Origin of the sequence: Bacillus luti, assembly GCF_001884105.1 — a bacterium.
Taxonomy (GTDB): domain Bacteria; phylum Bacillota; class Bacilli; order Bacillales; family Bacillaceae_G; genus Bacillus_A; species Bacillus_A luti.
Map to the genome: position 1 here is coordinate 84,849 of NZ_MACI01000034.1, position 13,818 is coordinate 98,666.

Annotated in this window: 16 protein-coding genes and 1 pseudogene; 2 read left to right on the plus strand and 15 right to left on the minus strand. The window is 35.9% G+C overall.

Going from position 1 to position 13,818, the window contains the following annotated elements; genetic code table 11:
- Positions 1-22 precede the first annotated feature (22 nt).
- The 6 genes and pseudogenes from BAQ48_RS08625 to BAQ48_RS08650 form a co-directional block, all read right to left on the minus strand.
- Positions 23-241 (minus strand): hypothetical protein, encoded by a 219-nt coding sequence (locus BAQ48_RS08625; protein ID WP_242660451.1) that lies wholly within the window; start codon positions 239-241, stop codon positions 23-25.
- Between the two features lie 122 nt (positions 242-363).
- Positions 364-885 carry a SecY-interacting protein Syd gene (locus BAQ48_RS08630; protein WP_071710751.1) on the minus strand — a complete coding sequence of 174 codons (522 nt, stop codon included), beginning with the start codon at positions 883-885 and terminating at the stop codon, positions 364-366.
- A gap of 278 nt (positions 886-1,163) precedes the next feature.
- Complete coding sequence (locus BAQ48_RS08635; RefSeq protein ID WP_071710752.1) at positions 1,164-1,355, minus strand: hypothetical protein; 192 nt, start codon at positions 1,353-1,355, stop codon at positions 1,164-1,166.
- An 11-nt stretch (positions 1,356-1,366) separates the two neighbouring features.
- Positions 1,367-1,450 (minus strand): annotated as a pseudogene (locus BAQ48_RS27520) (DUF4176 domain-containing protein); the annotation flags it as partial.
- 22 nt (positions 1,451-1,472) lie between these two features.
- Positions 1,473-2,141 carry a hypothetical protein gene (locus tag BAQ48_RS08645; protein WP_071710754.1) on the minus strand — a complete coding sequence of 223 codons (669 nt, stop codon included), beginning with the start codon at positions 2,139-2,141 and terminating at the stop codon, positions 1,473-1,475.
- 163 nt (positions 2,142-2,304) lie between these two features.
- Positions 2,305-2,934: a hypothetical protein gene (locus tag BAQ48_RS08650; protein ID WP_071710755.1), complete on the minus strand. Its 630-nt coding sequence runs from the start codon at positions 2,932-2,934 to the stop codon at positions 2,305-2,307.
- Between the two features lie 297 nt (positions 2,935-3,231).
- Here BAQ48_RS08650 and BAQ48_RS08655 point away from each other — a divergent pair, with 297 nt between their 5' ends.
- Entirely contained in the window at positions 3,232-4,017 is a 786-nt protein-coding gene (locus BAQ48_RS08655) for an ABC transporter ATP-binding protein (RefSeq protein ID WP_071710756.1), read from the plus strand.
- Between the two features lie 181 nt (positions 4,018-4,198).
- Here the strand turns inward: BAQ48_RS08655 and BAQ48_RS08660 are convergent, their stop codons facing one another.
- From BAQ48_RS08660 to BAQ48_RS08685, 6 genes are all read right to left on the minus strand, one after another.
- Positions 4,199-4,579, minus strand: a complete 381-nt coding sequence (locus BAQ48_RS08660) for a BA_1872 family lipoprotein (RefSeq protein ID WP_000771852.1) — start codon at positions 4,577-4,579, stop codon at positions 4,199-4,201.
- Between the two features lie 195 nt (positions 4,580-4,774).
- Positions 4,775-5,746: an ABC transporter ATP-binding protein gene (locus BAQ48_RS08665; RefSeq protein WP_071710757.1), complete on the minus strand. Its 972-nt coding sequence runs from the start codon at positions 5,744-5,746 to the stop codon at positions 4,775-4,777.
- The gene (locus tag BAQ48_RS08670; RefSeq protein WP_071710758.1) at positions 5,739-6,731 is read right to left on the minus strand and encodes an ABC transporter ATP-binding protein; all 993 of its coding nucleotides are present in this window, start codon (positions 6,729-6,731) and stop codon (positions 5,739-5,741) included. The genes BAQ48_RS08665 and BAQ48_RS08670 overlap by 8 nt, the downstream gene beginning before the upstream one ends.
- A 27-nt stretch (positions 6,732-6,758) precedes the next feature.
- Entirely contained in the window at positions 6,759-7,610 is an 852-nt protein-coding gene (locus tag BAQ48_RS08675; protein WP_071710759.1) for an ABC transporter permease, read from the minus strand.
- Between the two features lie 6 nt (positions 7,611-7,616).
- Positions 7,617-8,567, minus strand: coding sequence for an ABC transporter permease (locus BAQ48_RS08680; protein ID WP_071710760.1), 951 nt, complete (start codon positions 8,565-8,567; stop codon positions 7,617-7,619).
- Positions 8,568-8,714: 147 nt separating this feature from the next.
- The gene (locus BAQ48_RS08685; RefSeq protein ID WP_071710761.1) at positions 8,715-10,304 is read right to left on the minus strand and encodes an ABC transporter substrate-binding protein; all 1,590 of its coding nucleotides are present in this window, start codon (positions 10,302-10,304) and stop codon (positions 8,715-8,717) included.
- Positions 10,305-10,591: 287 nt separating this feature from the next.
- Between BAQ48_RS08685 and BAQ48_RS08690 the strand changes: the two genes are divergently transcribed.
- Positions 10,592-10,930 (plus strand): hypothetical protein, encoded by a 339-nt coding sequence (locus BAQ48_RS08690; RefSeq protein ID WP_071710762.1) that lies wholly within the window; start codon positions 10,592-10,594, stop codon positions 10,928-10,930.
- 107 nt (positions 10,931-11,037) lie between these two features.
- On the opposite strand, the gene BAQ48_RS08695 is transcribed toward BAQ48_RS08690, so the two are convergent.
- The 3 genes from BAQ48_RS08695 to BAQ48_RS08705 all read right to left on the minus strand — a co-directional run bounded on the left by BAQ48_RS08695 (position 11,038) and on the right by BAQ48_RS08705 (position 13,789).
- Complete coding sequence (locus BAQ48_RS08695; protein ID WP_071710763.1) at positions 11,038-11,550, minus strand: protein kinase; 513 nt, start codon at positions 11,548-11,550, stop codon at positions 11,038-11,040.
- 189 nt (positions 11,551-11,739) lie between these two features.
- Positions 11,740-12,717, minus strand: coding sequence for an ornithine cyclodeaminase family protein (locus tag BAQ48_RS08700; protein ID WP_071710764.1), 978 nt, complete (start codon positions 12,715-12,717; stop codon positions 11,740-11,742).
- A gap of 19 nt (positions 12,718-12,736) precedes the next feature.
- Entirely contained in the window at positions 12,737-13,789 is a 1,053-nt protein-coding gene (locus tag BAQ48_RS08705) for a proline racemase family protein (RefSeq protein WP_116758491.1), read from the minus strand.
- Positions 13,790-13,818: the final 29 nt, after the last annotated feature.

A 13,818-nucleotide genomic window follows, 5' to 3' on the forward strand; every position in this document is an offset into this window, starting at 1 on the left:
TTTTGAAAATTTTCGCATTCTATTATCTCGATTCCTTCTCAAATTCAAATGAAACTCCCCCGCCATAACCGTTAGGTGAAGTTGCGGAAAACCCTGATTCTTCACCTGCGCGGAATCTATAAACATCCCCACCTATTATAATCTCACCTTTGACACTTATATCATAATCACCTAATACAGGTATATAATCAGGTCTCTTAATTTTAGTAATTTCCGCTTCATATGTTTGCAATACTATCAACGTTTCAAATGTCCTTTATACATTCCTTATCTAATTTTTAACAATAAATCCTAACTATATATTAAAAAAAGTAAAAGCGGACTCATAAGAGTCAACTTTTACTTTTTATTTTTTTATATATCTTATGAAAGATTTAAAATTAATTCTGCTAAACTATCACAAATAACTTCGAAGCTTTTACTTTCATAATCTTCTAATTTCACTTGTCCATTTTCATTATCTACAACTACCAAGAGACCATTAAATTCCATACCAATAGGAATATTATTCAGTTGATTATCATGTGCGCCTTGGTATCCTTGTAAAGATACATAAAAATCATGCAGTTCAATTCCTGGTATAACAGGATTTAATTCAAAATCATAACCTAAATAATTGCCTCCTAAGTCTAAAAACCAATAAGAGTTATAATATTCTTTAATTGAATTATGTAATTGTATCCCCAAATCTTTTTCTATATCAGAAAAATCATGAATTATATTTTTCTCTAAAGGTTTCCAGAATACGTACCCCTCTGTATCTGGTTCTCCTTCATAGATAAAAGCCTCTGCTTCTTCTATCCATAAAGATTTTGGCAATGAATTATTACAATCTTGCCACTCTCTAATTATTTTATCAAAACAATTTTTCATTTCATTTTTCATTTTTTATTTACCACCTAATGTATGATGTTCAATAAATTTCTGAAGCATTTCTACATATTCTGCATCTTTTCCCCCATGCTCCAATCGCTTTTTCTGCGTTATGAATCCCTTCAAAACCAGGATGTAGTGGCAGCGGAACACCAACAGCTTGACCACCACCAATATGGTGATGAACTAATTTAGTTCCACGTAATCCGGTAAAATCATATTGTGGAAATTCCCCTCTAAATCCTTAATGATTTATTCATATTTTGAATTCCCCTATCACATAAGTAATATCATTTCTTATTAAATTTACTGTGTATCAGTTCAAAGAATTTATTTGCACCAAGTGAAATTGCGCCAATAATAAGAACGCCAATAATAAAATAAATCTTTTTAAATAAGTTGTAAGGAGATAAAACAGCAACTACAAGAAGTATTATAATTGCAACGAATGTGACTAATTTTCCAACTTTAAATGCTTGCATATCAGCTTTCCTCCTTCTGGATAAAAACAGCCAATATAGTCATACATCACAGGTTCTTTAACCATAAGTTTTTGTTTCCTTCCATAAATCACAATACTTAACATTCAATAAACCTCTTTAAAAGGTTTCATGTGTTCTACCCCCATCTTCTATATGCTTCCTTAAATAATAATACCTATGGAGTTCCATAATGAAATGAAACAACATAAACGAAAGCATGGAGTATACACACATTAATACAATTGCTACCATCTTTTGTGTTGCAAAACCAAGACTGATATTAGCAACGAGTTGACCCAATCCTACAAAAGCCACTACTCCAAAACCAGAGTTTTTTTTCGATGATTTTGATTTTTTGATTGGTTCCTGAAGTTTTTTTATATGATTTTTATAATAATAATTCAAAGCAAAAATATACAAACCCACTGAAAAAACAAAATAGATTGGAGTTTGTAATCCTAACATCCCATATGCAAACTTTTGGGTTATAACTAATAATCCTACTGAACATACGATGCCAAATACCCCACGAAATAGAGTGTATTGTAATTGCCGCTTCCTAGGATTTATAACAATCCATATTGCCCATACATTTAAAAAAGCAACTGGTGGAACTATTATGTATATATATATCGGTTGAACAGGATTCGCAAAAGCAGGTAAAAGCACAAATATATCTGCTATCCCAATAACAAGAGTAATTATAGTCGATCTTATATCATTTATAGCATAAAGAGCCATATAATATTCAAAAGCTTTTTTATTAAAATTTATACTTTTTTTCATGTTAATTAAACCACCCCGCTACTGTTCCAATCGGTAAAAGTTTCATAGCTATTTATTCTCCCTTTTTTTAAATTTATCCATAATATTATGAGCAACTATATTCCATAGTAAAGAAAGTACGGTAACAAAAAAAGAGGAGCCATCTCCTCTTAATAAATAAACACTACTTAATTTGTTCCTTATACTCATGGTTAACAAGTACATACCATTTTCCTGTATCAAATTTTTCTTTATTAATCACGTAAACTTTACTTTCTCTCATTACCTCCCCTGGTTTTAATCCCTTAGTAAGAGTAGAGGTCTCGCCTTTTTCAACCGCATAAGTACTAGCTGCCCACACATCACTTTGGTAAGCATTATCATTTTCATCCACTAAATTCACTGATGGTAAAACGGCTAATTTCATCGGTTCGTTTGTGATATTTTTCCCTTCTGCTTCTACAACAATAAAGACATGTCCATCTTCAGGTTTTTGGAATCCTATACTTTCTTTACCAACCTTATCTCTTTCTACAACTCTTTTTACAGTTACATCAAATTTAGGTGTATGAAAATCCTTGTTTACAGCATACTCTTTTTCTTTTATTTTTGATTTCTCTTTTGTTTGTTCTGTATTTTTCTGCTTTGCATTCTCTTTCGTTTTCGCCTCATCAGTTGTTTGCACTTTCTTTTCTTCTTGTTTAGAATTGGTTTCTTTAGATTCTGAAGAAGTTTTGTCGGATGTATTGCCGCAACCAGATAAATTGAATACTAAAGCGCCACCTAAAATACATGTAGTAAATTTTTTCAACATCTCTTTTTATCCCCCAATAACACGATATATAAATTCCTTACTTATCATAGCAAAAAATACCATATTAAATTGTTGCATCTTGTCGAATGATTAAGAATAATCAAGTTACTCCACGTCCTCTTTTATTATCAAGGTAAATATAAGTCTATATTGGGGTAGCATCAACATAGACTTATATGCTCTATAAAACCTGCTATAATAGTTTTTTACACCCTTAGCGTACAATTTTTAATTTTCGGTAATGTGACCATTTGAAGGATAATTGAAATATTAAGACCAACTGATAGAGGTGTTTGCGTGGAATTATTTGAGTATTATAAAAAAAGAGGGAAGTTTAAGTGTTTAATTGGAACTGGGCTTTTTCTTTATGGATTAATTGGTATGTATAATACTTGGGGTAATATTAATTGGGGACCAGTAATCTTAATTATTATAGCTTCTCTTGTATTTTTTAGTATTGGATTTTGGCAATTAAGAAAAGGAAATTTACTAGAAAAAAATATAGTTAAAAATGATTTAACATTTTGGGATATTGATACTTATGTTTTGTTAGAATTACCCGGCAATAATAAACATTTAGGTTTATATACTCCTGATGGAAGATATGTAGCAGGAACAAAGATGATTTCTTCAACATTACCTATTTTAAAAAATAAAGAAGTTTTTGGATTGGAAGCAAGTGATGGAGAAATTCTTGCATATTTTCAAAGTGAAGTTGAAAATTATGATTGGGCTATTTATGATTCAAATTATAATTGTGTAGGTATGTTTAAAGAAAATATGATACAAGGATTTGGAATGGTACGTGGTTCTTTGATGAATGAAAAAGAGATAAAAATTTCTGAGATAGAAGTGGAATTTGATTTTTTCGAAACGTCTTTTCATACAATGGATGATCGTATATTAATAAACTGCAAGAGGGGATATATGCCTTTAGAATGGAATGAAAGATTTAGCTTAAATGTACCGATTATTAAATTAGGTAATAATATTTCTAATGCTGAAAAAATATTTGGTTTAGGTATTCTTCTTTATATTTTAGAAACAATTAAAGTAAGAAAAAGTAGGATTTTTAATGATTAGAATTAAATATTTATATTATGAAATTTATTGAATCTTTTATTAGAGATTACACCGCCGAAAGTGAAATATTGTATATTTTAGAATTACTTTACGTTTACTTCTTAAAATTGATGAACATTTGTTATGCCAGAACCAACTGGAAATGGAAACGGCAAGCGATTATACTCTGCTTGCCGTTTTTTCATAGCTTCGTATGTATTTGAATTCCTTTCGCTTTCTCTTCTTCACCCTTCACGCGTACAATTAAATCATATGATCCGGGTTTTGGCGCTTCAAAAGAAAGCAAACCTTCTTTTTGAGAAGTGACTTCTTCTTCATAAATGACCTTATCATCTTTTGTGACTTGCAATAAAATCGTACCTTCTTCAACTGCTGCCTCATAAGGAATTTCCACATTTCCTTTTTCAGCTTTAAGCGTTTGTACATCGTAATACCCCTGCAAAGAACCAATTGTTAAAGTCGTTTCGCCATTTTTTTGAACCTTTGTGACTTTTGTTGCTGTATTACATGCGCTTAACAATACAACAAGAGTGAAAATGAGAAATGAGCGAAGTAATTTCATAGAGAGTCCCCTTCCTTTAAATATATTAAGGATAAAATATACAATCTAACATATCATTACAATTATAGTTGAAAAATAAGGAAAATTATATGACAAGAGATGCAAATATAAACAATCACTGACCATTAGTCTACAACCAATCCCACACCCCCGCACAAAAGAAAAAAGCACCAGGTCCCCCTGATGCTTCCCCCTCTAAAACAAATGACAAGCTACCTGATGCCCTTTCGCAATCTCCACCATTTTCGGTACTTCCTGTGCGCATTTTTCAGTGGCGAATTTGCAGCGCGTTCTGAATTTGCAGCCGGATGGTGAGTTGAGCGGGCTTGGAACTTCACCTTGCAGAGTGATTCGTTCTTTGCCTGCGTTTGTTGGGTCTGGTTCTGGCATAGATGAGAGTAGTGCTTGTGTGTATGGATGTGCTGGTTTTGTGTATAGGTCTTCGCTATCGGCAATTTCTACTATGTTTCCTAAGTACATGACTCCGATTCGGTCTGATATGTGTCTTACCATAGATAGGTCATGTGCGATGAATAAGTATGTGACGCCTGTTTCTTCTTGGATGTCTTGCAGCATGTTTACGACTTGCGCTTGGACTGAGACATCGAGTGCTGAGATTGGTTCGTCACATAGGATGAAGTCAGGTTTTACAGATAGTGCGCGCGCGATGCTGATGCGCTGTCTTTGGCCTCCACTAAATTCGTGCGGGTAGCGATATAGATGTTCTTCTTTTAGGCCTACTTTTTTGAGTAGGTCTAGAATGATTTCTTTTCTTTCTTCGGCTTTGTAAGAGCCATGAATGTTCATCGGTTCGCTAATAATTTGGAATACGTTCATTGCCGGGTTTAATGATGCGTATGGATCTTGGAAAATGATTTGCATTCGTTTTCGATATTCTTTTAGTTCACTTTCTTTTAAATTCGCAATGTCTTGTCCGTCGAATAAAATATTCCCTGAAGTGACGTCGTGTAAACGAATGATGCTTCTTCCTGTCGTTGATTTTCCGCAGCCAGATTCCCCTACTAGCCCGAATGTTTCACCCTTTTTTATTGTGAAGCTTAAGTCGTCTACTGCTTTTAATTGCTCTGTTTTTCTGCCGAATAATCCTTTTTTAATAGGAAAATACTTTTTTAAGTTCCGTACTTCAATTAAGTTTTCTTCACGCATGGGAAACACCTACTTTTTCATCGTTTAGCCAGCACATAGAGCGTCTTTCGTTTCCGATTTCAAAATATGGCGGACGTTCTTTTTCACAAATGTCCATCTTATGCGGACAACGCTCTGCGAATGGGCAACCTTTCGGCGGATGTAGTAAGTTTGGCGTTACACCTTGAATTGGCGCGAGTCTTTCTTTCACGCCGTTCGATATTTTCGGCAAAGAGTTTAATAACCCTTTCGTATATGGATGGTTCGGCGATTGGAAAATATGAAGTACAGGTCCTTCTTCCATAATAAGCCCGCCGTACATTACAATCACTCGCGTACAGTTTTGCGCGACGATTCCAAGGTCATGCGTGATGAGCAATAACGACATATTCGTTTCGTTTTTTAAGTTTTTCATTAAGTCTAGTATTTGCGCTTGTATCGTTACATCAAGTGCTGTCGTCGGTTCGTCCGCAATGAGAAGGTCTGGGTTACAAGACATCGCCATTGCGATCATCACCCGCTGTTTCATTCCGCCGCTTAGCTCATGCGGATATTGTTTTACCCTTTCTTCCGGTGAAGAAAGGCCGACTTGTTTTAACAAGTTAACCGCGATGCGCTCTGCTTCTTTCTTTTTCACTTTTTGATGCCTTATGATTACTTCTGTCATTTGCTTTCCAATTTTCACAACTGGGTTTAATGCCGACATCGGATCTTGGGAGATAAGTGAAATTTGATTTCCTCTAATAGAGCGTAATTCTTTTTCTGATTTAGAAAGTACGTTTTCATTTTGAAAAAGAATCTCTCCTTCTTTCACTTTCCCCGGAGACGTAACGAGAGCCATAACGGATTTTGCCATAACGCTCTTTCCACTTCCCGATTCGCCAACAATCCCGACGACTTCCCCTTTTTTCAAACTAAATGAAACGCCGCGAACAGCTTCTACTTCGCCGCCCTCTATGAAAAAAGAAGTCTTTAAGTTTTTTACTTCTAATAGTTTTTCAGACACGCTTTTCACTCCCCCTCACTTAAAGCATTAGTTCTCATGATGAGCCCCTTTTGGTGCGAAAGCTTTTTTCAACGCTTCACCGATCACGTTAAAACTTAGTACTGTTAATAGAATAAGGAACCCTGGGAAGAGTGTTAAATACCAAGCTTCACCGATATATCCTTGCGCATTATTTAGCATGCTACCCCAAGAAGAATCTGGTTCTCTAATACCTAATCCTAAGAAGCTAAGTGATGATTCCATTAAAATAGATGTCGCAATTGTTAATGTCGCGGCGATTATAATGGTCGATAAAATATTTGGAATGATATGTCTTACAATAATCATAAATGACTTTTGCCCTGACACTTTTGCATATAACACGTACTCACGCTCTTTTACCGATAACGTTTCTGCCCTTACGATACGTGCGGTGTCCATCCATGTCAGTAATCCAATAATAAGAACAAGCGTTGTAATTCCTGGTTTTAAATACGCATTTAATAACAGCATTAAAAAGAATGATGGAATCGACATTAAAACTTCAACAATTCGCATTAAGAAGTTGTCTAACTTTCCGCCAAAATATCCACTAATTGTTCCGACTGCGGTCCCGATTGTAATAGAAACAACCATCGCTAGAAAACCAACCGCAAGCGACACTCTTCCTCCATATAATGCTCTCGTTAAGTAATCCCTTCCGTAATCATCCGTGCCGAAAGGATGACTCATACCCGGTTCTTGTAAACGATCTGGAATCGACATTTTGCTAGGATCGTATGGCGATACGAATGCAAAAATTGATGCGATCGTTAAGACCGAAAGTATAATAACTCCCATTACTACAAACTTATTTTTTGTAAAACTACTTTTTATCGTTTGAAATCTCCTATTATTCATTCCAAATCACCCCCTCATTCGAATGCGCGGATCTACTACGCCATATAAAATATCAGCAATTAAATTACCGAGAATTAACATGAATGATGATAATAATGTGATTGCCATAATAATTGGATAATCAAATCTAAAAATAGCATTCACCCCGAGCGAACCAAGTCCCGGCCATGAAAATACTGTTTCCGTAATAAATGCTCCGCCTACTAAACTTGGAATGGATAATCCGAAAATTGTAATGATCGGTATTAATACGTTTCGAAGTACGTGATTAAATAAAACGGATTTCTTCGAAGCGCCGTACGCATATTGAATTTGTACGTAATCTTCTTCTAATTGCTGAATTGTGCTTGAACGAATATATCTCATATAAACAGAGACGTTTTGGAACGCAAGCACCATGCAAGGTAAAATGCCGTGCTGGACAATATCCCAAACAGAATCTTGACCGACTGTACGCATACCCATACTCGGAAGAAGATTCAACTTTAACGAGAATAAGTAGATTAATAGTAAAGCAAACCAAAAGACTGGCATTGAGATTCCTACATAAGAGATAAAATTCACAATGCGATCAAAGAACGAATTCTTTTTCACCCCTGTAAGTAGTCCAAGCGGGATTGCGATTACAAAGGAGACGACTAAAGATGACCCCATTAATCCAATTGTTGCGGGTAATCTTTCTGTAATAAGTTCTAAAACAGGACGATGATTTTGAAGTGAGTAACCAAAGTTCCCTGTTAAAATATTTTTTAACCATAAAATATACTGCACGTAAATTGGTTGATCTAGTCCTAAGCTTTTGCGAATACGCTCGACATCAATTGGGCTCATATTCGGCGTTACAAAGTTTCGAACCGGATCGCCCGGCGCTAGTTTTATTAATAGAAAAGAAATAATAGAAATAACAAATAAAAGCGGAATTGCATTTAAAAGCCTCTTTGCAATTACTTTATACACAAACTTCCCCCCTCAAGATAGAGTGAAACTTTAATCAGCAGCGCTTCCACCTAACTTCCTCGCATTCGCCGAAGTTTGTGGTAGGAGTCTTACTGCCCATTAAAGCGGGATAAAGAAGCTGATTTTCACCAGCTTCTTTATCGTTTCTTATTTCACTTCATAAATCTTCGATAGATCTTCAAACATTGTAACTGGAATTGCTTTTGCTTCTTTTAATCCATCAAACTTTTTATCTACTGCAATAACTGCTTTCGGATATGCGATTGGAAGATAAGGTAGATCTTCTCTCGCTGTATCTTGGATTTTATGGTAAAGCTCTGCGCGTTTCGTTTTGTCTGTTTCAACTGCAGCTTCTTCCCATAATTTATCGAAGTCATCATTTTTATAACGTGCATAATTGTACTCAGCATTACTTAAGAATAAGCTCTTATATGAATCTGGCTCTGGTCCCATTATGTAACCACCGAATGTAATGTCATATTCTTTATTTTCTTTATCTAAGCCTTTTTCACTTGCTGCACTAGCATCTAATGCATTCAGCTCAACTTGTAAGCCAATTTCTTGTAATTTTTGCTGTGTATAAAGTGCTAAGCTTTCCATAATTTTATTATTCGTTACATACATAACACGTACTTTTTCTTTATCTTTCACACCAGCTTTTGCTAATAAATCTTTCGCCGCTTTTTGATCATACTTATACTCTTTAATATCTTTCGCATAATACATAGCGTCTGGTGTTAAGATTGAATTTGCCGGTTCTGCAAATTGACTAGAAACGAACGCTGAGTTAATCATTTCTTTCTTATCTAATGCATGCGCAATTGCTTGGCGCACTTCTTTCTTCTTCATAAGATCTGTATTATTGTTATAAGATAAGTAGAATAATCTACCTTCTGGGAATGTCACCATTGAGAAGTTCCCTGTGCTATCTAATTTCTTAAAGTCTTGTGGCTCAATCATCTTCATATTGATTTGACCATTTTGTAGTGAAACATTTGCCGTATTACGGTCTTTTACAACGCGGTACACGATAGAATCTAATTTCGCTTTACCAGCAAAATAATCATCGAATCGCTCTAACGCAACATATTCATCCGATTTAAACTCTTTGAATTTAAATGGACCTGATCCTACAGGCTGTAGGTTTTTCTTACTCTTCACTAAATCTCCTTCACCTTCAAATACATGTTTCGGAATTGGGAAGAAATCATTCATAACCCCTTCGAAAGATGCACTTACTTGTGGTAATACGAATTGAGTCGTTAGCTCATCCACTTTTTTCACCTCAAGTGGCTTTCCTTTAAAGATAAAGTTTTCACGGCTTGAACTATTTTGCTTCTCATCTAAAATTGATTGGAATGTAAATGCAATATCATCTGATGTAATTTTCTTACCATCATGCCATTTCAAATTATCCTTTAATTTTAAAGTCCATGTTAATTGATCTTCTGAAGGCGTAAAGCTCTCAGCAAGAACAAACTTTTTCTTACCGTCTTCCATATGGTACAGCGGTGCATATAACGCTTGCTGCACAGTTAATGACACACGATCATTCGCATAAAGCGGATTCATCGTATCTGGATTGTCACTAACGCCAATTGTTAACGTTCCTCCATCTTTCGGAGTCCCTGACGTACTAGTTCCCGCTTGCTTGGAAGAATCTTTCTCCCCAGAACAAGCCGCTAATGCAATAAGTAATATTAGGACAAATGGTAATGCAAACAACTTCTTTTTCATATTTCGACCCCTCTCGACTATTTACACCTATAAGAAAACTCGGAATTAATACCGAGTTTTCTTATAGGTTTTAAAATACCACTACCTGTATGTATTGTCAAACTTTTTCGCCAAGGTAGAAAGTTCGAAATCTACCAATTGAATTCTTGCGATAAACTATATTTATGCGGGGCGTAAAATAAAAAGACCACGAAAAAATGACCTCGCAAAATGGGTTGAAAAACTAGCAGTCTACAGAAAATTTCTCTAGAATGAGATTAAATACAAGAAATATTTAGGAGGTTATCATGACATTTGATGAATTGAAAAAAAACAAACCAACAACCCTATGGATCGAGAGTGATGAAGATGGGGAGTTTTTCACTGAAGAAAAGATAAGTGCAACAAATAAAGTGCTCGACTCTTACATTAACAATTTAGAGCAATTGGGAGAGAATCCAACCGAAGCCGCAATCATGCAAATCGTTGAAGAAGTAGTTATTAAAATAAATGAATTAAATATCGAACATGACCAATTTATCGAAACTATGGAAAGAGAAGATCTCTATGAATTTATCGATACAGCAGCACAAATAGCTGGCTTAGAATCCGAAGAAGACATAACAGAAGAATGGCGAGAATGGTAAACAAGCTGCATACTTGATGTCTACATTTACTCCTTCATAAAACTTTGTCCCTTCTTCTCCAATTGGAAAAGAAGGGACAAACAAAGCCAATCAAATACCGATATATATTAAAATCTCCACTCATTTCCCATTACTTTAAAATACAGCTTTTCAAATCCCCTAAAATACTCACTGTACATACTTAACATTTCATTATATGTATGAATAACTTCGCTTAAATCAAAATGAACACCATCTTTAGCTAAGTCATAGCTATCATCTAGACTATATAATTCAAAGTATTCAGCCTCCCAATGTACCCCTCTGTTGACTAAAAGTCTAGTGGTGCATTTAATTGATTCTTCAATCGTCAGTTCCTGTTCTTTTAATTTTTCATGAATGATGGAAAGAGTTAATTTAACAGCGTATTCTTCGTCAACCGTGCTACTAAACTCAAATAACTTCCCTTCCATATCATCTATCTTTGCTTTAGACATTAAGGATATCTCAATTAATTCATATGGCGGACTGTCACTTCCTTCAATTAATTTATCACACCATTGAATTACTTCAGCTTTGCTCCACAACCCACAGCAAAGCCCTAAGCCATAAATACGAGTTAATTTTCGAACTAAATCCAAAGTCTCTCACCTGCATTTTTGTTTAATTTTAACAGAATATATGATACATCACATAAATTGAAATGCATACGCGCATTATAAACAAAAATAACACCACAATCTCAATGCATCTTCATGCACAAAAATATATGAATCGCCAAATAAAGTAACTTTTAATCCAAATTAAAAAGACCACCAAAAGGCAGTCTCTCAAAACTCAATCCTACTCCCAACCCCACGCTCCACCGCTTTCTCATATAAATACTTCGCAACGATAATATCTACTACTGCCAAACCAACTGATTTGAAAATAGTAATCTCTTCATCGTTTTCGCGGCCGGCTTTTTCTCCGCTTATAATTTGACCGAGTTCGGCGTGGAGATTGCTCGCTTCGAATACACCTTCTTTTATCGGAACTTGAAGGTCTCCTGTTTCTTCTAGTGCTGCTTCTTTTGATTCGACTACTACTTTGTCTGCGCTTGTGATGGCGTGAGATGGTAGTTCTTGCATGCTTGGCCTGAATGAGCCGACGGCGTTTATGTGGACGCCTTTTTGTAGTTTTTCTGAGAAGACTGGTGTGGATGCGTTCGTAGTTGTGACGATGATGTCTGCTTCGCCTATTGCTTCATTTGGATCTCTGTAAACGTATGCTGGTTTACCAAATTTCTCTTGTATATATTGCGCAAATGCATACGCTTTTTCTTCTGTTCGATTGTATAAAATGACTTTTTCAATATCTCTAACCGTAAATACAGCTTCCGCAATTCCCTTCGCCTGTTCTCCTGTCCCAATAATGCATAAAGTTTTTGCATCATGACGAGCTAAATGTTTCGTCGCTACTCCTGATAAGGCGCCTGTTCGGATCATCGTTAAATACGAACCTTCTAAAAGTGCGAGTGGTTCTCCCGTTTGAAAGTCTGATAGCATAACAAGCCCGTTTATCGTTTTCTTTCCTATCTTTTTATTATGCGGGACTACTGTTACTACTTTTAAACCGAGTGCTTCAAGTCCTTCCGCTACTGAAGGCATAATTAATGCCGTATTTTGTTCGCTTGCAAATGGTAATGAGCCACGAATTGGTGTAATCGTTCTTTTTGCGGAAAATTCTTGTAAAGCAAGCGCTGCGTATTCAATAACTTCATTCATATTTACTAAGTTTCTTTGTTCGTTCGCGCTTATGACTAGCATATCTTTCCACCTCCTCCTTCTACCCTAACAAAAATCCGCGATTTAAAACATCTCTCGGATCTACGACAAATTGATGAAATCCTGTAATAAATGCCTGCCCTGTTACTTTCGGAATGACTGCTTCATATTGGTCTACCTCTGTTACGGATAACACTTCTCCTTCAAATTGACCGTCTGTAATGCATTCATGGATGAAGATTTCTCCTTTTTGCAGAGCGTCTTTTTCAAAAAGGGTTGCGATTCTTGCGGAAGTTCCTGTGCCGCAAGGAGAGCGGTCTACTTGCCCGTCAGCGAAAATCGTTACGTTTCGTAAAGTAGCGTCTTTTTCTTTCGGTTCGTCTGAAAAAATGACGCCGTATATTCCTTTTAAATCTTCTTCAAGTGGATGTTTTACTTCCATTTGGCTTTCAATATAGTGCTTAATTTTACCGCCCCACGCTTGAATGGCAGGTAAATCTTTAAAATCAACCTTCAACCCAAATTCTTTACTGTCTACTACTGCGTAAAATGCTCCGCCAAATGCGATATCTACTTGAAATTCATAGTTATCTATTTTAATAGGAAGGTCTTTTTTATATACGAACGAAGGAACGTTTTCGAATGATACGGACTCTACTTCGCTCCCGTTAAATTTCGCATACGCAATGACTTCCCCAGCAGGGCTATCAATAATGAACTTTTGTTTTTCACCTGTCACTTCAAACATGCCTGTTTCAATTCCTACTGTAACGACAGCGATAATGCCGTGACCACACATCGTACTCCAGCCTTCATTGTGCATAAATAATACGCCAAAATCAGCGTGAGCACTTGCAGGCGGAGTAATGATACAACCGTACATACCGTGATGTCCTCTCGGTTCATACATAAGAACCTCACGAAGGTGATCCAAATGTTCCATACAGTATGCACGTCTTTCTAACTGCGTTTCTCCCTTAATTTCTGGCACTCCGCCCGTAATAATTCGCAGCGGTTCCCCAGCTACGTGTGCATCAATTGTCGTGTATATTTTACTAACCTTCATTTCTATCTCTCCCCTATATGTTGATACTATTTTTATTGCAAGTATCATGCCAGCGTATAAGGGCGAGATTTGTATAC

What these genes read in the sequence shown, in the direction of transcription:
- BAQ48_RS08705 (WP_116758491.1), bottom strand. Translation starts at nt 13,789, where the DNA reads ATGATACTTGCAATAAAAATAGTATCAACATATAGGGGAGAGATAGAA.
- BAQ48_RS08700 (WP_071710764.1), bottom strand. Translation starts at nt 12,717, where the DNA reads ATGCTAGTCATAAGCGCGAACGAACAAAGAAACTTAGTAAATATGAAT.
- BAQ48_RS08650 (WP_071710755.1), bottom strand. Translation starts at nt 2,934, where the DNA reads ATGTTGAAAAAATTTACTACATGTATTTTAGGTGGCGCTTTAGTATTC.
- BAQ48_RS08665 (WP_071710757.1), bottom strand. Translation starts at nt 5,746, where the DNA reads ATGCGTGAAGAAAACTTAATTGAAGTACGGAACTTAAAAAAGTATTTT.
- BAQ48_RS08660 (WP_000771852.1), bottom strand. Translation starts at nt 4,579, where the DNA reads ATGAAATTACTTCGCTCATTTCTCATTTTCACTCTTGTTGTATTGTTA.
- BAQ48_RS08635 (WP_071710752.1), bottom strand. Translation starts at nt 1,355, where the DNA reads ATGCAAGCATTTAAAGTTGGAAAATTAGTCACATTCGTTGCAATTATA.
- BAQ48_RS08685 (WP_071710761.1), bottom strand. Translation starts at nt 10,304, where the DNA reads ATGAAAAAGAAGTTGTTTGCATTACCATTTGTCCTAATATTACTTATT.
- BAQ48_RS08630 (WP_071710751.1), bottom strand. Translation starts at nt 885, where the DNA reads ATGAAAAATGAAATGAAAAATTGTTTTGATAAAATAATTAGAGAGTGG.
- BAQ48_RS08690 (WP_071710762.1), top strand. Translation starts at nt 10,592, where the DNA reads ATGACATTTGATGAATTGAAAAAAAACAAACCAACAACCCTATGGATC.
- BAQ48_RS08675 (WP_071710759.1), bottom strand. Translation starts at nt 7,610, where the DNA reads ATGAATAATAGGAGATTTCAAACGATAAAAAGTAGTTTTACAAAAAAT.
- BAQ48_RS08645 (WP_071710754.1), bottom strand. Translation starts at nt 2,141, where the DNA reads ATGAAAAAAAGTATAAATTTTAATAAAAAAGCTTTTGAATATTATATG.